This window comes from Nocardioides rotundus, from assembly GCF_019931675.1.
In the GTDB taxonomy this organism is placed as follows: Bacteria; Actinomycetota; Actinomycetes; order Propionibacteriales; family Nocardioidaceae; genus Nocardioides; species Nocardioides rotundus.
Genome location: NZ_CP082922.1, coordinates 3,639,986 through 3,655,975 on the forward strand (window position 1 = coordinate 3,639,986; position 15,990 = coordinate 3,655,975).

General features: G+C 73.2%; 14 protein-coding genes. 6 read left to right on the forward strand and 8 right to left on the reverse strand.

Going from position 1 to position 15,990, the window contains the following annotated elements:
* The first annotated feature begins 1 nt into the window (after position 1).
* Entirely contained in the window at positions 2–706 is a 705-nt protein-coding gene (locus K8W59_RS17960) for a bacterial proteasome activator family protein (RefSeq protein ID WP_263283263.1), read from the forward strand.
* A gap of 239 nt (positions 707–945) precedes the next feature.
* On the opposite strand, the gene K8W59_RS17965 is transcribed toward K8W59_RS17960, so the two are convergent.
* From K8W59_RS17965 to serS, 4 genes are read right to left on the reverse strand one after another with little or no spacing between them, the layout of a single operon-like run.
* Positions 946–1,545 (reverse strand): hypothetical protein, encoded by a 600-nt coding sequence (locus K8W59_RS17965; protein ID WP_223396317.1) that lies wholly within the window; start codon positions 1,543–1,545, stop codon positions 946–948.
* A gap of 23 nt (positions 1,546–1,568) precedes the next feature.
* Positions 1,569–2,375, reverse strand: a complete 807-nt coding sequence (locus K8W59_RS17970) for an HAD family hydrolase (RefSeq protein ID WP_223396318.1) — start codon at positions 2,373–2,375, stop codon at positions 1,569–1,571.
* Positions 2,363–3,229: an HAD family hydrolase gene (locus K8W59_RS17975; RefSeq protein ID WP_223396319.1), complete on the reverse strand. Its 867-nt coding sequence runs from the start codon at positions 3,227–3,229 to the stop codon at positions 2,363–2,365. The genes K8W59_RS17970 and K8W59_RS17975 overlap by 13 nt, the downstream gene beginning before the upstream one ends.
* A complete protein-coding gene (serS, locus tag K8W59_RS17980; RefSeq protein ID WP_223396320.1) occupies positions 3,219–4,487 on the reverse strand; it encodes a serine--tRNA ligase in 1,269 nt (422 codons plus the stop codon). The genes K8W59_RS17975 and serS overlap by 11 nt, the downstream gene beginning before the upstream one ends.
* An 82-nt stretch (positions 4,488–4,569) precedes the next feature.
* Between serS and K8W59_RS17985 the strand changes: the two genes are divergently transcribed.
* From K8W59_RS17985 to K8W59_RS17995, 3 genes are all read left to right on the forward strand, one after another.
* Entirely contained in the window at positions 4,570–7,644 is a 3,075-nt protein-coding gene (locus tag K8W59_RS17985) for a BTAD domain-containing putative transcriptional regulator (RefSeq protein WP_223396321.1), read from the forward strand.
* 45 nt (positions 7,645–7,689) lie between these two features.
* Complete coding sequence (locus K8W59_RS17990) at positions 7,690–8,049, forward strand: hypothetical protein (RefSeq protein ID WP_223396322.1); 360 nt, start codon at positions 7,690–7,692, stop codon at positions 8,047–8,049.
* A gap of 307 nt (positions 8,050–8,356) precedes the next feature.
* On the forward strand, positions 8,357–9,931 hold the full coding sequence (locus K8W59_RS17995) for a diacylglycerol kinase family protein (protein WP_223396323.1): 1,575 nt from the start codon (positions 8,357–8,359) through the stop codon (positions 9,929–9,931).
* A gap of 279 nt (positions 9,932–10,210) precedes the next feature.
* Here the strand turns inward: K8W59_RS17995 and K8W59_RS18000 are convergent, their stop codons facing one another.
* Together K8W59_RS18000 and K8W59_RS18005 are read right to left on the reverse strand one after the other, a co-directional pair.
* Complete coding sequence (locus tag K8W59_RS18000; RefSeq protein ID WP_223396324.1) at positions 10,211–10,612, reverse strand: DUF4446 family protein; 402 nt, start codon at positions 10,610–10,612, stop codon at positions 10,211–10,213.
* 10 nt (positions 10,613–10,622) lie between these two features.
* Entirely contained in the window at positions 10,623–11,471 is an 849-nt protein-coding gene (locus tag K8W59_RS18005; RefSeq protein ID WP_223396325.1) for a glycerophosphodiester phosphodiesterase, read from the reverse strand.
* 130 nt (positions 11,472–11,601) lie between these two features.
* Here K8W59_RS18005 and K8W59_RS18010 point away from each other — a divergent pair, with 130 nt between their 5' ends.
* Both K8W59_RS18010 and K8W59_RS20505 read left to right on the forward strand, forming a co-directional pair.
* Positions 11,602–12,459, forward strand: a complete 858-nt coding sequence (locus K8W59_RS18010; protein WP_223396326.1) for a prephenate dehydratase — start codon at positions 11,602–11,604, stop codon at positions 12,457–12,459.
* A 934-nt stretch (positions 12,460–13,393) separates the two neighbouring features.
* The gene (locus tag K8W59_RS20505) at positions 13,394–13,627 is read left to right on the forward strand and encodes a hypothetical protein (RefSeq protein ID WP_449866977.1); all 234 of its coding nucleotides are present in this window, start codon (positions 13,394–13,396) and stop codon (positions 13,625–13,627) included.
* Between the two features lie 683 nt (positions 13,628–14,310).
* Here K8W59_RS20505 and K8W59_RS20510 read toward each other — a convergent pair.
* On the reverse strand, positions 14,311–14,505 hold the full coding sequence (locus K8W59_RS20510; protein WP_449866978.1) for a hypothetical protein: 195 nt from the start codon (positions 14,503–14,505) through the stop codon (positions 14,311–14,313).
* 1,197 nt (positions 14,506–15,702) lie between these two features.
* Positions 15,703–15,987: a CRISPR-associated endonuclease Cas2 gene (gene cas2 / locus K8W59_RS18015; RefSeq protein WP_223396327.1), complete on the reverse strand. Its 285-nt coding sequence runs from the start codon at positions 15,985–15,987 to the stop codon at positions 15,703–15,705.
* Positions 15,988–15,990: the final 3 nt, after the last annotated feature.

Below are 15,990 nucleotides of genomic sequence, written 5' to 3' on the forward strand. Positions count from 1 at the left end.
CATGACCGAGCAGCAGCAGCCGTCCGGATCGCAGGAGTCGTCGGGCGGCGACCGGCCCGAGGGCGAGCAGGAGCAGATCCTGATCGTCGGGCCCGACGGGCAGCCGGTGGGCGCGATCCCGGCCTCCGCGCTCGCCCAGGCCTCGGAGGGCTCCGACGGCTCCGACGACGGGGACGACCAGAAGCAGCTCACCGAGCTGGTCGAGCAGCCGGCGAAGGTGATGCGGATCGGCGGGATGATCAAGAACCTGCTCGAGGAGGTGCGCTCCGCGCCGCTCGACGAGGCATCCCGCAACCGGCTCAAGGAGATCCACCAGCGCTCGATCAAGGAGCTCGAGACCGGGCTCGCGCCGGAGCTGGTCGAGGAGCTGGAGCGACTCTCGCTGCCCTTCACCGAGGAGGGCACCCCGAGCGAGGCCGAGCTGCGGATCGCGCAGGCGCAGCTGGTCGGCTGGCTGGAGGGCCTCTTCCACGGGATCCAGACCGCGATCTACGCCCAGCAGATGGCCGCGCGTGCCCAGTTCGAGCAGATCCGGCGCCAGCTCCCGATGGGCGGCCCGGGTCAGCCGGGTCAGCCCGGTCCCGGCCAGGGTCAGCCGGGCCTCCCCGGCCAGGGCCAGCAGCCGGGCGGCCAGGCCGGCCAGGGTGGTCAGCCCGGTCAGGGCGGCCAGTCCCAGGGCCACGACACCGGGGGCATGTACCTCTAGCCCCCCACGCCGAGTCGGCGCTTCTTCACGCCGAGTCGGCGCTACTTCACCTCCAGTCGGCGCTTCTTCACCCGCCGTACCCTCGGGGGCTGATCGCCGCGGCGGCCTGCGACCGGCATCAGGTACGACGGACCCGCGGCGGGGCCGGGGAGCGAAATGCAGGATCCGCGCGCCCAAATCCTGCTTTCTGCTCCCCGCCGACTCGGGGGTGAAGTGGCGCCGACTCGGCAGAAGCAGGGTCAGGGGTGGCGGCGGCGGGTGACCAGGAGGCCGAGGAGGGCGAGGAGGCTGAGGCCGGCGCCGGGGGCGAGCATCCGGGAGAGCGGGGGCTGGTCGGCCACGTCCTGCTGCTCGTAGGCCAGCGGCTCGCGCGGCGGCTCGGGCTCGACGTACACCTCACCGGCGCCGAGCGCGGCCTCGACCCGGCGGGTCGTCTCCGGCGTGGACACGCGGCTGCCCGAGCACGGAGCCGCGGTGTAGCGCCCACCCGACCCGTCAGCGAAGAAGTACCACTCCTCGCCCGCGACCGGCCGGTCCGCCTGCGGCATCGTGACCACCGTGGTGTCCCGGTCGACGCTGCCCTGGTAGATCCGGTCGACCTCGACGCGCACCTGCCGCAGCCGCTCACCCGCCCGGCGGACGGCCTCACTGCTGCCCACGGTCCCGCTGAAGACGACGTCCACCGAGCGCGCGGAGGCCGCCACGCTCTCGCGTTCGCAGGTCGTCGCGTCGACGGCGCCCGCAGGGGCGGCGAGGGGTACGACGGCCAGCACGCCGCCACCGACGAGGGCGGCGGCCGCGACGGCGAAGGGAGTACGGCGGACCCGAGGGCTCGGCATGCCCGCCACCCTAACGGCCGCGGTCAGCCCAGCAGACCCTCGAGGGTGCGGGCCACGCCGTCCTCGTCGTTCGCGGGCACGACGCCGTCAGCCACCGCCAGCACGTCCGCGTGGGCGTTGGCGACCGCGAGGCCGCGGCCGGCCCAGGTCAGCATCGGGATGTCGTTGGGCATGTCGCCGAAGGCCATCACGTCCTCCGGACCGACGCCCAGCTCCGCGGCGACCCGCGCCAGCGTCGTCGCCTTGGTGACGCCCGGCGGCCCGACCTCCACCAGCCCGGGGATGGTCCACGTCGGCGTGGCGCGCTCCCCCAGCGCCTCCGCGACGGCGGACCGGAAGGCGTCGCCGTCGACCACCTCCGCGCCGTCGGGGTGCTGCACCAGCAGCTTCACACCCGGGTCCACCCACACCTCGGCGAGCGGCCCGGCCGGGCTGCCGGACGGGATCGGGTGCGACTCGACGTAGGCCGCGTCCCGCACCAGGCCGGCCGGCGTCTCGACCGCCACCCGCGCGCCGGGTACGGCGGCCCGCACGGCCTCCACGAGCGCCAGCCCGTCGGCCGGCGCGATCCCGGTCACCTCCAGCGGCTCGCCCGTCCCGAGGTCCATCACCACGGCTCCGTTGGAGACGACGGCCAGCCCGTGCAGGCCGGCGAGGCCCCGGAAGTCGGCCATCCAGCGCATCGGCCGCGCGGTCACCAGGACCAGAGGGATGCCCGCGCGATCCAGCCCGGCGATCGCGTCCTGCGTTCGCCGGGACAGGGTGCCGTCGCTGTGCAGGAGTGTCCCGTCGATGTCGGAGGCGACCAGTGCGGGCCTCAGCCGAACCACCGCTCCAGCTCCTCGGCCGCCCCCTGCTCGTGCACGGTGCCCGTGACGTGGTCGGCGGCCGCGCGGACCTCCTCGACGGCCTGGCCCATGGCGACGCCGCGGCCGGCCCAGCGCAGCATCTCGATGTCGTTGCGGCCGTCCCCGATCGCGAGCACGTCGGCGGCGGTCAGCCCGAGCTCGCGCGCGACCCACTCCAGGCCGGAGGCCTTGGAGACGCCGACCGGCGTCAGGTCGAGCCAGGCGGTCCAGCCCACGACGTACTCCGTCCCGTGCAGCCCGAGCCGGGCGGCCAGCGCGACGAAGTCGTCGGCGGTCGCCTCGGGGTCGCGGATCACCACGCGGGAGACGTGGGAGGCGACCAACTCGTCGACGGGCGCCTCGGTGAGCAGCCCGGTGAGCTCGCCCTCGGGGAAGGGCCGGTTCACCCGGTAGCCCCGCCCGCGGTCCTCGACCGCGACCAGCGCCTTCGGGTGCTCGCGCAGCACCGCCTCGACGGCCGGCCGCGCGTCGAAGGTCTCCTCGTGCACGATCTCCGACGGCGGATACCGCAGCAGCACCGCGCCGTTGGCCGCGACGACCCAGAGCCGGCCGGCCTGATCGGGCGCGTCCGGCGTGATCCCCAGCAGGTCCGCGATCGGCGTCATGCCGTGCGGTGAGCGGCCGCTCGCGAGGACGACGTACGCCCCGGCGTCGACGGCCTTCCGCACCGCGGCCTGCAGCCGGGGCGAGACCTTCTCATAGATCTCGTCCTCGCCGTCGACCCACTCCAGCAGGGTGCCGTCGATGTCCAGCGCGACCAGCCGGGGCTGCCAGCCGGGGCTCCCGGGCGGCCGGGACTCGCTCTCAGTCGCCACGGGGCTTCAGCACCTCCTGGCCGCCCATGTAGGGACGCAGCGCCTCCGGCACGGTGACCGAGCCGTCCTCGTTCTGGTAGTTCTCGAGGATCGCCACGATGGTCCGCGGGATCGCGCACAGCGTGCCGTTGAGGGTCGCCACGTTGGTGGTGCCGTGCTCGCCGCGGATCCGGATGTCGAGGCGGCGCGACTGGAAGTCGGTGCAGTTCGAGGTCGAGGTGAGCTCGCGATACCGCCCCTGCGTGGGGATCCACGCCTCGCAGTCGAACTTCCGCTCCGCCGACAGGCCCAGGTCGCCGGCGGCGACGTCGATCACCCGGTAGGCGAGCCCGAGCTTGTCGAGGAACTCCTTCTCCCACGCCAGCAGCCGCTGGTGCTCGGCGTAGGACTCCTCCACCGTCGTGTAGACGAACATCTCCACCTTGTCGAACCAGTGCACCCGGATGATCCCGCGGGTGTCCTTGCCGTGCGAGCCTGCCTCCTTGCGGAAGCACGGGCTGAACGCGGCGTAGCGCAGCGGCAACGATCCGGCGTCGAGGATCTCGTCGGAGTGGTACGCCGCCATCGGGACCTCCGAGGTCCCGACGAGGTAGAGCTCCTCGCCCTCGATCCGGTAGACGTCGTCGGCGGCCTGCCCGAGGAACCCGGTGCCGTCCATCGCCCGCGGCTTGACCAGCGACGGGGCGATCACCTGGGTGAAGCCGGCCTCGCGCGCCTGGTCCATCGCCAGGTTGACCAGCGCCAGCTCCAGCTGCGCGCCGACCCCGGTGAGGAAGTAGAACCGCGAGCCGCTCACCTTCGCGCCCCGCTCGAGGTCGATGGCGCCGAGCATCCGCCCGAGCTCGATGTGGTCGCGCGGCTCGAAGTCGAACTCGCGCGGGGTGCCGACGTGCTCGAGGACGACGAAGTCCTCCTCGCCGCCGGCCGGGGCGTCGTCGGCGGCGACGTTGGGGATCGCCTTGAGGGCGTCCTCCCACTCGGTCTCGGCGGCGTCCTGCTCGGCCTCGGCGGCCTTCACGTCGGCCGCCACCTGCTTGACCTTCGCCAGGAGAGCCTGCTTCTCCTCCCCCTGGGCCTGGGCGACCTGCTTGCCCATCTGCTTCTGCTCCGCGCGCAGCCGCTCGAACGCCGCGATGGCGGTACGGCGAGCCTCGTCGGCCGCGAGCGCCCGGTCCACCGGCTCCGCGGACAGCCCGCGCTTGGCCTGGGCGGCGCGCACGCGGTCGGGGTCGTCTCGGAGCAGGCGGGGATCGATCATGCGGCAAGGCTATCCGCCGTCCCGACCGTCCCGCGGATCGGAACGCCGCGCACGGGGGCGTGGGAGCCCTAGGGTGAGCCCCATGGCCGCCCTGCAGGTTCGGGTCCTCGGCGGGATCGCGTTGGACGTCGACCAGGAGCCCGTGCGTCTGCCGCCGCGGCTGACCCTCCTGTTGGGGCTGCTCACCGCGGGCGGGGACGGCGGCGTCGAGTTCGACGTACTCCTCGAGCAGCTCTACGCCGGCAACCCGCCGCCGACGGCCGACGCGGCGATCCGGGTGCACCTGGCCAAGCTGCGCGACGCCCTGGAGCCCGGCCGCGACCGGGCGGTCTCCACGCGGGTCGCGCGGATGCCCCAGCGCTGGCGGCTGCGGCTGGAGGAGGACGAGTGCGACGCCCGGCTCTTCGCCGCCGAGGCCGGCCAGGGGCGGGCGCTGCTGCGACAGGGCGCACCGGGCGAGGCCGTCTCGATGCTCCGGTCGGCACTGGACCGCTGGGCCGAGCCGTACGCCGGCATGGAGGGCGACGTGGTCGACGCCGAGCGCACCGTGCTGACCCGGCTGCACCGGCAGGCCGCACACGACCTGGCGGCCGCTCACCTGGCCGACGGCGACCCGGAGACCGCGCTCGCCGTCGCCGACGGCCTCCAGCGCGAGGACCCCTGGGACGAGGACCTGGTGCTGCTGCGGATCCGCGCGACCTATGCCGGGGCCGGGCAGGAGCGCGCCCTGGCCCTGCTCCGCGCGCACCTCGCCGACCTCGACACCGAGCTGGGCCTGGATCCCTCGCCCCGGCTGCTGGACGCCGAGCAGGCGGTGCTCCGGCACGACCCGGCCTGGGCACCGGCCATCCGCGCCGCTCCGACCGTCGTCGGGGCGCCGCCGAGCCGGCTGGTCGGCCGGGACCGGCTGCTGGGCGACGTCCGCCGGCACCTGGACTCCGGCCAGCCGGTGCTGCTGCGCGGCGAGGGCGGCATCGGCAAGACCGCGATCCTGCAGGAGCTGCACCGCGGTCCGGAGCGCACCGTGCTGGTGTCGGCGGCCGCCGCGAGCACGCCGTACTCCCTGCTGCTGGAGCTGCTCGCCGCGCACCCGACGGCGGCGCAGGACCCGGACCGGCAGCTGCTGCGCGAGAGCGTGGCCGGTACGGCGATCCCCGACGACCTCGAGCTGGTCGCGGAGGACCTCGCCGAGCGGCACCTGACGCCCGAGACGGTGCTGCTGGTCGACGACGCGGAGGCCGCGGACGCGCCCAGCGTGCGGGTGCTCGGCCTGCTTGCCGCCCGCGGCGTGCGCCTGGTCGTGGCCCGTCGTCCCGGTCGGGAGCCGCCCGGCCCGTGGGGTGCACGCACCCCGGTGACGATCGACGTCGGACCGCTGACCCCCGACGAGACCCGGCAGCTGGCCGCCCGGCTGCGGCCCGGCGCCGAGCTCGACGACGACCAGATCCGGGTGATCGGCGGCGTCCCGCTGCTCGTGGAGTACGCCGTCGAGCCGGCGCTCGGGCTGGACGCGCTGGGTGAGCGGCTGCTGGACCCGCTGGAGGACTCCGCGCGGGCCGGTGCCTCGATGCTCGCCGTGGTGGGCACGCCGATCGCGTTGGAGACGGCCAGCCGGCTGCTCGGCGGTGACGCGGTGGAGGACCTCCTAGTCGCACGGGTCCTGCGCGTGCAGGGCGACCACGTCGGGATGGCCCACCCCTATCTGACCAGCGCGGTGCGCGAGTCGCTGGGCCGGCTTGCCTGCACCGAGATCCTGCGCGAGGTGCTGGACTCGGAGTGGGAGATCCCCGCCCTGCTGCTCACCGACGCCGTAGAGACCTTCGGCGCCGGGCTGCCCGACGCCTTGGTCGCGCGGTGGGCCCTGGCGGCCGGCCGGGAGTCGATCGCCGGTGGCGACTGGGAGGGCGCCGACCCGCTGCTCGCCCGCGCCGCCGACCTCGGGGACCCCACGCTCGCCCAGGCGGCCGAGCAGGAGCGTGCCCGCGCGCTGATGCGCACCGGCCGAGTGGTCGACGCCCGCGAGGTGCTGGTGCCGGTGATGCGACGGCTGCGCGCGGAGGAGCGGGACGCCGAGCTGGCCGCCTGCCTGGACGAGTACGCCGGGGGGCCGGCCCGGATCGACGGCGGCGAGATGCACGTGGTCGAGCGCCACGCTCGCTGGCTGCTCGACCGGGACGAGCTCGACCCGGACACGCGGGTGCGGGTGCTGGACGCGCTGACCCGGACCGCGCCGGTGTCGTCGCTGGACACCCTCACCGAGGAGCTGCTGGCCGAGTGTGCCCGGGCGAGCTCGCCGTTCTCCCAGGTGTGCGCTCTGGAGGCGCGCTGGCGTCGGTCCCACTACGCCGGCGAGGTGCCCACCCGGCGGGCCAAGGAGTCGCAGGAGGCGGTGTGGCTCGCCGAGCAATTGGGCGACATCGACCTGCAGGTGCGGATGATCCGGCATCTGCTCGACGACCTGCTGGCGATGGGCTGGGGCAGCGAGGCGGCCGAGCAGCTCGATCGCCTCGACGAGATCTCCCGGCAGCGGCGCCATGCCCATGCCCGGTGGTGGCATCAGCTGCTGGGCGTCGACGCTCTGCTCCGTCGTGGCGAGGCCGATGCGGCGATGCTCGCCGCCCAGGAGGTGCACGACCAGTGGCCGCGGGTGCCCGCACTGCTGCGGGAGAACTTCTTGATGACCCAGCAGTTCGTCGCCCTCTACCTCACCGACCACGAGCTCCTGGCGGCGTCGCTGCGCGACGTCGTCACCGGGCCCGAGTCGCTGTGGGTGCCCGACCTGGTCCCGGAGATGGCCCTCTTGATGGTCGACGCCCAGGCCGGGCGTGCCTCGGCCGACGACGTGCGGGCGGGCATCGACCGCGTGGTGGCCGCACCACACGGCTGGCGACGGATCGCCGAGCTCGCTCTCGCGGGCCGCGCCGCGGTCGCGGCCGGGGTGGCGGCCCCCGAGCTGCGCCGTACCTTGTTGCCGTATGAGCGCTGCTGGGTCACGCTAGGCCCCGCAGTGGCGACCCTCGGCCCCGCGGCAGGCGTGCTGTCCGCGCTCGCGGAGCTCGAGGGTGACCACCGGGAGGCGGCCCGCTGGGGGGAGCAGGCGCGACAGCAGTGCGACGCCATGGACGCCCCCTGGTGGGCCGACACCCGCGACGGGTGACGGTCGCCCCTGCTTCCACCGATGAAGAAGAGGGGTAGATGAACCATGGCTCCGGACAAACCCAGGAAGCCCAGGCCCAGTGGGAAGCCCAAGGGGGGCGGCCGACTGGCAACGAAGTTCAACACTCGCGGCGGTGGCGCCGCGAACAGGCTGCGTCGACGCGGCCTCGTCGGCGCGCCGGTCCCCGACCTGGTCGCCGAGGCCCGGCAGCGCGGGATCACCGTGACCGCCCAGGAGGCGGCCTACCTGCGCAGTGAGCACTGGACGGGTCCCGCCGGCGGCCAGCTGCTCGCGCTGATGGACGCCTGCGAGGAGGCGGGAGTGCCGTACCGCCTCGCGTTCGACCACGTCGCCGGCGAGCCCGTGACCCTGCAGGAGGTGGAGATCCGGATGCGCGGCGACTGAGCCGCGTCACCACCGACGCCGAGGCCGTCGCTGCCCTCGCACCGTGCGGGAACCCCTCCCCGCATGGCCGTGAACCCCGGCAGCGGCGGCCTTTGCGCGTCCTTTGCGCCTCTCTTGGAGCGTGGTGCTCGATGGGTCCCGCACGGGGGTGGGGCCCGCCCGGGCCCCCCTCTCGAGGGGTGAGGGGGGTGCGGGGTCACTCGGTCCGTTGGGGGCCGCACGATGGCGAGGCGCCGGGTGCCGTCCGGGGGAGAGGACGGCGGCCCGGCGCCTCGACCCGTCTCGACCGGTCGGCATACTTGGCCGGGTGCTCGACCGACCCCGATACCTCCCTCTCGTCTGGGCCGCCGCCTGTCTGGTCGGCTTCGGTCTCCTCACTCTCCTGGTGACCCAGGACCGCGCCCCCCTCGACCCGGTCGACCTGTGGGGTCGGCAGGCGGAGGCCTGGGCGGACGACATCCCCTGGCTGGTGGCGATCCTCCGGGTCGTGGAGCATCTCTTCGCCACCGTCGGGATGGCGGTGCTGACGGCCGTGACGGCGGTCTGGCTGCTGTGGAAGAAGCAGCCGCGCGCGGCGGCGTACACCGTCGTCGTGATGCTGGTGACCTCGCTGGTCACCACCGGCGTGAAGCTCACGGTCGGCCGGGTGCGGCCCGCGTGGCAGGACTCGATCGACCTCCTCTCGACCCGCTCCTTCCCCTCGGGGCACGCGTCGTCGATGGCCGCGTTCGCCGGCGTCATGGTGGTGCTCGCGTGGATCTTCCTGCGGCGCTCGTCGGCGCGTCAGGCGGTGTACGTCGCCGCCGCGGCCTTCGTGGTCGTCGGCTGCCTGGACCGGGTGCTGCTCGGGCGCCACTACCCCACCGACGTGATCGCGGGCACCCTGCTCGGCGCCGGCGTGGCCCTGCTCGCGCTCGGCCTCTTCGACCCGCAGCCCCGTCCGCAGTCGCGGGGCGACCGGCCGCTGCTCGCGACCGTGCCGACCGACCGAAAGCTCGCCGTCGTCCTCAACCCCTCCAAGGTCGAGGACCCCGGCCAGTTCCGCTCGATCGTCACCGCGATGGCTCAGGAGGCGGGCTGGAGCAGCCCGACCTGGCACTACACGACCGTCGAGGACCCGGGCACCGGGATGGCGCACGCGGCGGCCGTGGACGGCGCGGACCTGGTGATGGTCTGCGGCGGCGACGGGACCGTGCGCGAGGTGTGCGCCGAGCTCGCCGGCACGGGGATCCCGGTCGGGATCATCCCCGCGGGCACGGGCAACCTGCTGGCTCGCAACCTGGACATCCCGCTCTACATCCGCTCGGCCATCGACGTCGCCCTCAACGGCCAGGACCGGGCCGTGGACCTGGTCGCGGTCTCCGGGGACGGCTTCGAGGACTCCCACTTCATGGTGATGGCCGGGATGGGCTTCGACGCCGCGATCATGGAGGGCGTCAACGAGGAGTTCAAGCAGAAGGTCGGCTGGTTCGCGTACGTCGTCTCCGGGCTGAAGTCGCTCATGTTCCCCGCGGTCAAGGTGGAGGTCTCCGTCGACGGCGGCGAGCCCACGACCCACCGCGCCCGCACCGTGCTCGTCGGGAACGTCGGCTACCTCCAGGCGGGGATGCCGCTGCTGCCGGACGCGCGGATCGACGACGGCAAGCTGGACGTCGTACTCCTCCACCCGCGGCGCTTCCTGTCGTGGATCCCGCTCGCGGCGCGCGTGCTGTCCAAGAGCACCCAGACCGACGACCTGATCAACCGGATGACCGGGGCCTCGGTGACGGTGCGCGCCGCCACCGACGTGCCGCGCCAGCTCGACGGCGACTCGATCGGCCCCGGCAAGGAGCTGCGGATGGAGTGCATCCACGGTCGCCTCCTGGTGCGTGTGCCCCGCTGACCCGACCGCGCGCCCGCGTGACCGCCCGGCCGTCCGACGGGGCCCAGCACGGCGAAGGCCCCATGGTCGCCGGCACCCCCGTGAACCGGCGACCAAGAGGCCTTCATCCCCTACGACGCCGCCGATCCGCTTTTGGTTGCACCCAAAATCCCGCGACCAGGCATTCCATGCACCCAAGAACCCCCCACCAGGCATTCCAGGCACCCAAGAACCCCCCACCGGGCACTCGATGCACCCAGAAAACCCCCGACCGGGCACTCGATGCATCCAAACCGCCCGTCAGGGGCGGGCGTGCTCGATCGCCTCTTCCTCCTCCGGCGAGAGCTGCTGGTCGCAGGTCCATCCGCTGATGTTCTTGGCGTAGGTGCGGGCCTCGCTGCGTCCGTGGATCGAGGTGAGCACGACGCCATGGCCGTGGTCGTCGAGCAGGGCCACCGACCAGGAGAGGTGGCCGCCCATGTCCCCGAACGCGTCGTAGCGCACCACCGACAGGTGCCGCAGCGCGTCGCCGGACTCCGCCCGCAGGGCCGCGACCTCCTGGCGCAGCCCGTGCACGTCGGCGGGCAGCGACTCCGCGCTCGGCCGCCGGGCCTGGGCCGCCTGGCGACGCAGCCCGATGACCGCGAGCGCGGCCGCGGCACAGGCGACGAGCAGGGCGAGGATGGCGAGGGCGAGCTGCATACCGCAGACCCTAGGGCCCGCTCGGCCCCATCGCGTCGAGCAGCCCCACGAGTCGCGCGGGTTGGTTGGTGATGATGCCGTCGATCCGCCACTCGACCAGGCGTGCCATGACCAGCGGGTCGTTCACCGTCCAGGCGCGCATCTGCAGGCCGAGCTCGTGGGCGCGCTCGACGATCGGCCGGGTGACCGTCCGCGCTCGCGGGTTCACCTGCTCGGCCCAGGATGCGGCCTCCACCAGGTCCCGGCCCCGCGGGCGGGTTCCGGTCAGCAGCCCGACGGGCACCTCCGGCGCCCGCTGTTTGAAGCGGGCCAGCCAGGCGTGGTCGAAGGACTGGATGGTGAGCCGACCGGCCTGGTGCACCGCGCGGGCGGCCGGGAGGCTGAACAGCAGCTGCGCGAGGTCCTGCTCGATGCCGGGGTAGCGCGCGGGGTCCTTGACCTCGATCAGCATCCCGGTCCGTGGGCCCACCGCGTGCACCCACTCCTCCAGCGTCGGCACCGGCTCGGGCGCCGCGCCGGAGCCGAACCACGAGGTCGCGTCCACGCGGCGCAGCTGGTCCAGCGTGAGGTCCGCGATCCGCCAGGGCGCCGCGTCCGGCAGCGACGTCGCCGCGTCGGTGCAGCGGGCCAGGGTGGCGTCGTGGTGGACCACCAGGCAGCCGTCGGCGGTGCGGTGTACGTCGCACTCGACGCTGGTCGCGCCCTCCGCGTGCGCCAGGCGTACGGCGGCCAGCGTGTTCTCGGGCGCCCAGCCGGAGGCACCCCGGTGGGCGATGACATCCACTCCCCGCGGCAGCGGCCTCGGGGTGGGCTTCCGGCGCAGCCGGCTGACCGGTCCTGCGAGGAGGGTCGGGGCCATGGCTTCAGGCTCCGGGCGGGGTGTGGACCCTCGGTGACGCGTGGCCCAACTTCCGCCGTACTCCTGCCGAAGTTCCCACGCGTGGGACACATCGCCGGGGAGTGCCGCGCTGCGTGGGAGGATGCGCGGCGTGAGCACGTCGATCCTGACCGACGCCCGGCGGATCGCCTACCAGGGCGAGCCCGGGTCCAACTCGCACCTGGTGTGCACGCAGCACTACCCGCAGGCCGAGGCGATCGCGTGCGCGTCCTTCGAGGACGTGTTCGCCGCCGTCGAGGGCGGGCGCGCCGACCTGGCGATGATCCCGATCGACAACTCACTCGCCGGCCGGGTCGCCGACATCCACCACTTCCTGCCGACGTCGACGCTGCACATCGTGGCCGAGCACTTCCTGCGGATCCAGTTCGCCTTGATGGCGCTGCCGGGGGTGCCGATCGACGAGATCCGCAGCGTGCACTCCCACGTGCACGCGCTGGGGCAGTGCCGCCGGATCATCAGCGCGCACCGGCTCGAGCCGGTCATCGCAGGCGACACGGCGGGCGCGGCTCGCGAGGTCGCCGAGGCGGGGATCCGCAGTCAGGCGGCCCTCGCGCCGCCGCACGCAGCGGAGATCTACGGCCTGGAGATCCTGGCACGCGACGTGGAGGACGAGGACCACAACACCACCCGGTTCGTGGTGCTCTCGCCGGAGTTCGTCCGCGCGCCGCAGGGCCGCGGCCCGGTCGTCACGAGCTTCGTGTTCAACGTGCGGAATCTGCCGGCCGCGCTCTACAAGGCCCTCGGCGGGTTCGCGACCAACGGGGTGAACATGACCAAGCTGGAGTCCTACATGGTCGACGGCCACTTCACCGCCACCCAGTTCCTTGCCGAGGTCGACGGGCACCCCGACGACCCCGGCGTCGCCCGGGCTCTGGAGGAGCTGGAGTTCTTCACCCACGAGGTGAAGCTGCTCGGGGTCTATCCCGCGGCTGCTGAGCGGCGGGAGTAGCGCACTCAATCAGCGCGCGGCGGCCTCCACACGAGTACCGCCGGAGCCACCCAACAGGGCGTCCCACGGCCCCGCGCTGAACGCCGGGAAGAGCAGAGCCACACCCGCTCCGCGACCCGGGAGGCGATGCCGCAATGGAGCCCGGCGCTGAACACCGGGAAGAGACCGACGCCGCGTGGCTGGCCGACACGTTCGCCCGGCCGCAATGGAGCCCGGCGCTGAACACCGGGAAGAGCAGAGCCACACCCGCTCCGCGACCCGGGAGGCGATGCCGCAATGGAGCCCGGCGCTGAACACCGGGAAGAGGCCCACCGAAGCGGCCGTGACGCCTGGGGCATCGCCGGCCGCAATGGAGCCCGGCGCTGAACACCGGGAAGAGGGGGGCGCACACCTGCACCGAGCCGCCCCGGTCGCCGTCGCCGCAATGGAGCCCGGCGCTGAACACCGGGAAGAGGCCGGGACCGCATCTACATCGTGTGCTGGCTCAAGGGGCCGCAATGGAGCCCGGCGCTGAGCACCGGGGAGAGCGCCGCGGTGGCGCCCGGAGCGGCGCCGAGCTTGGCGAGCCGCAATGGAGCCCGGCGCTGAGCACCGGGAAGAGGCCTGGGGGCGATCGTCCTCCAGGTTGCGGCACCAGCCGCCGCAATGGAGCCCGGCGCTGAGCACCGGGAAGAGCCTCGGACCCCGGACAAGATCGCCTTGTAGACGATGCCGCAATGGAGCCCGGCGCTGAGCACCGGGAAGAGTCGCGTGGAGCCCTTCGGGGGCGTCCAGCCCAAGCACGCCGCAATGGAGCCCGGCGCTGAGCACCGGGAAGAGGGCCGCCTTCGACGCCGCCAACGCTGCGATCAAGGAGCCGCAATGGAGCCCGGCGCTGAGCACCGGGAAGAGGGGGCTCGGCGGTGTTCGACGCGCTCACGGCACAGGGGCCGCAATGGAGCCCGGCGCTGAGCACCGGGAAGAGCGCAGCGGCGCGCTGCTGCTGGGCCAACTGCTCCTCGCCGCAATGGAGCCCGGCGCTGAGCACCGGGAAGAGCGTGCGATCTCGACCGCCACACAGACCGCGCTCGACGCGCCGCAATGGAGCCCGGCGCTGAGCACCGGGAAGAGCACGACGGCGGCGGGTGCTTGGACCTGCGGACGTGGCCGCAATGGAGCCCGGCGCTGAGCACCGGGAAGAGGGGACGACGCCCTTGGTGAGCTGCCCGGACGCCGAGCCGCAATGGAGCCCGGCGCTGAGCACCGGGAAGAGGACCTCGTAGGTGATGTCCTTGCGGAGCGCGAGGATGCCGCAATGGAGCCCGGCGCTGAGCACCGGGAAGAGGGGCCGCCCGCACCAGCTCGGGGTCGCCCTCGCACGGGCCGCAATGGAGCCCGGCGCTGAACACCGGGAAGAGGAGTACAGGATCGAGGCGGCGCGGATCGCGTCGTTGCCGCCGCAATGGAGCCCGGCGCTGAGCACCGGGAAGAGGCGTCTTGCCAGTCCGCCGAGCAAACTCGCGGATGCTGCCGCAATGGAGCCCGGCGCTGAGCACCGGGAAGAGACACCGCCCGGATGTCGCCGCCGGTGCCCTTGAACGTGCCGCAATGGAGCCCGGCGCTGAGCACCGGGAAGAGGGATGAACGCGGTCGTGCCGTCCAGCGTGCCCGGCGTGCCGCAATGGAGCCCGGCGCTGAACACCGGGAAGAGCCCTGCCGTCGGCCTCACCGCCGCCCTGCTCAAGCCGCCGCAATGGAGCCCGGCGCTGAGCACCGGGAAGAGGGGAGGGCAACGCCCGCGGGACACGGCGAACCAGCCAGCCGCAATGGAGCCCGGCGCTGAACACCGGGAAGAGACCCTGTTCGCGTTCTTCACCGGCCACGCCGCGTCCGCGCCGCAATGGAGCCCGGCGCTGAGCACCGGGAAGAGCCGGCCACCTTGTCCTCGACCACGGCGAAGCGGTCGGTGCCGCAATGGAGCCCGGCGCTGAGCACCGGGAAGAGCAGCGTGGCCGGCCCCTCGGTGGCGAGCATGTCGAAGCCGCAATGGAGCCCGGCGCTGAACACCGGGAAGAGGCTCGCTCGGCTTGCTCGGGTTGCTCCACGTGTCCTTGCCGCAATGGAGCCCGGCGCTGAGCACCGGGAAGAGCTCGCGCGGCGCTCCGGCATCGGGCTCCCGTCAGGACGCCGCAATGGAGCCCGGCGCTGAGCACCGGGAAGAGGGTCGAGTCGTGGCCGAGGTCGGCCGGGGACTGGACGCCGCAATGGAGCCCGGCGCTGAGCACCGGGAAGAGGCCTTCACCGTGAGCGTCTACGCGGGCGAGGACGACCCGCCGCAATGGAGCCCGGCGCTGAGCACCGGGAAGAGTGTGAGGTTCCCCGGCGAGCCAGGCGGCGGCCTCGTTGCCGCAATGGAGCCCGGCGCTGAGCACCGGGAAGAGCGCTCATGGCCTTCGGGGTGGCCTTGTCACCGGAGTCGCCGCAATGGAGCCCGGCGCTGAGCACCGGGAAGAGGTGAAGGCGGGGACGTGTGGGCGCGGCGCTGACGCAGCCGCAATGGAGCCCGGCGCTGAGCACCGGGAAGAGGATGTCTCGCAGCAGAGGCCGCACATCGTTGGCCGAGCCGCAATGGAGCCCGGCGCTGAGCACCGGGAAGAGGTCCATCGTCCCGAACCGCTGCAACGCCGATGACGGGCCGCAATGGAGCCCGGCGCTGAACACCGGGAAGAGTGCGGAGCCAGGTCCGTAGGGCGGCGTCCCAGTCCTTGCCGCAATGGAGCCCGGCGCTGAACACCGGGAAGAGCTCCTTGTAGCGGTTGGGGGAGGGCGTGGCAGTCGCGAGGCCGCAATGGAGCCCGGCGCTGAACACCGGGAAGAGCGGGGCAGGTCGGCGCTCATGCCAGCACCTTCAGGCTGCCGCAATGGAGCCCGGCGCTGAACACCGGGAAGAGCTGCTGGACCGGCCCCGAGGACATGCCCGCCGACATGCCGCAATGGAGCCCGGCGCTGAACACCGGGAAGAGCGGCCGCGATGCCTCGGCAGTCGTCGGCTGTGAACCGTGCCGCAATGGAGCCCGGCGCTGAACACCGGGAAGAGGGCTCCCCGAATCTGGGGGCCCTGACCTGCGAAAACGTAGCGACCCGCGAGCGCTGCGCGACTGCAACGCGGGGGAGCTCGTCTGGCAGCGCCTCCCGGCATCGAAATGAGGGCATGACCAGGGCGCGAGCGGTGCAGGCTCGCTGGTCTGTGCACCACAGCGCTCGTCATACGATCTGATCCCCTCGCCGCGGCAGGCGGTAATGCTGCCCGATAAAGGTAAACCGTGCCTCTCCCACTTCACCGAGATCGACGATTGCCACCGAATCGACGCTGAGGTCCATGATCGCCTCACTCGCAGCTCGCAGGCGGACTAGCTCGGCGCGGTCCAAGTCGCAGATGAACACCGAGTATTGCATCCGGTCACCGTGCGCCTCCATGAGTTTGCAGACTCGCCGAAGCCTCTTCGGCTCGCGAATGTCGTACGCAACCAGGAACCGGCGGCGGGCCATGCA

Bases quoted from the DNA above. Each gene is read 5' to 3' on its own strand.
- K8W59_RS18005 (WP_223396325.1), bottom strand. From the start codon at position 11,471: ATGGCCCCGACCCTCCTCGCAGGACCGGTCAGCCGGCTGCGCCGGAAG.
- K8W59_RS17960 (WP_263283263.1), top strand. From the start codon at position 2: ATGACCGAGCAGCAGCAGCCGTCCGGATCGCAGGAGTCGTCGGGCGGC.
- K8W59_RS17985 (WP_223396321.1), top strand. From the start codon at position 4,570: ATGGCCGCCCTGCAGGTTCGGGTCCTCGGCGGGATCGCGTTGGACGTC.
- K8W59_RS20505 (WP_449866977.1), top strand. From the start codon at position 13,394: ATGGAGCCCGGCGCTGAGCACCGGGAAGAGCGCAGCGGCGCGCTGCTG.
- K8W59_RS17990 (WP_223396322.1), top strand. From the start codon at position 7,690: ATGGCTCCGGACAAACCCAGGAAGCCCAGGCCCAGTGGGAAGCCCAAG.
- K8W59_RS18000 (WP_223396324.1), bottom strand. From the start codon at position 10,612: ATGCAGCTCGCCCTCGCCATCCTCGCCCTGCTCGTCGCCTGTGCCGCG.
- K8W59_RS17965 (WP_223396317.1), bottom strand. From the start codon at position 1,545: ATGCCGAGCCCTCGGGTCCGCCGTACTCCCTTCGCCGTCGCGGCCGCC.
- cas2 (WP_223396327.1), bottom strand. From the start codon at position 15,987: ATGGCCCGCCGCCGGTTCCTGGTTGCGTACGACATTCGCGAGCCGAAG.
- serS (WP_223396320.1), bottom strand. From the start codon at position 4,487: ATGATCGATCCCCGCCTGCTCCGAGACGACCCCGACCGCGTGCGCGCC.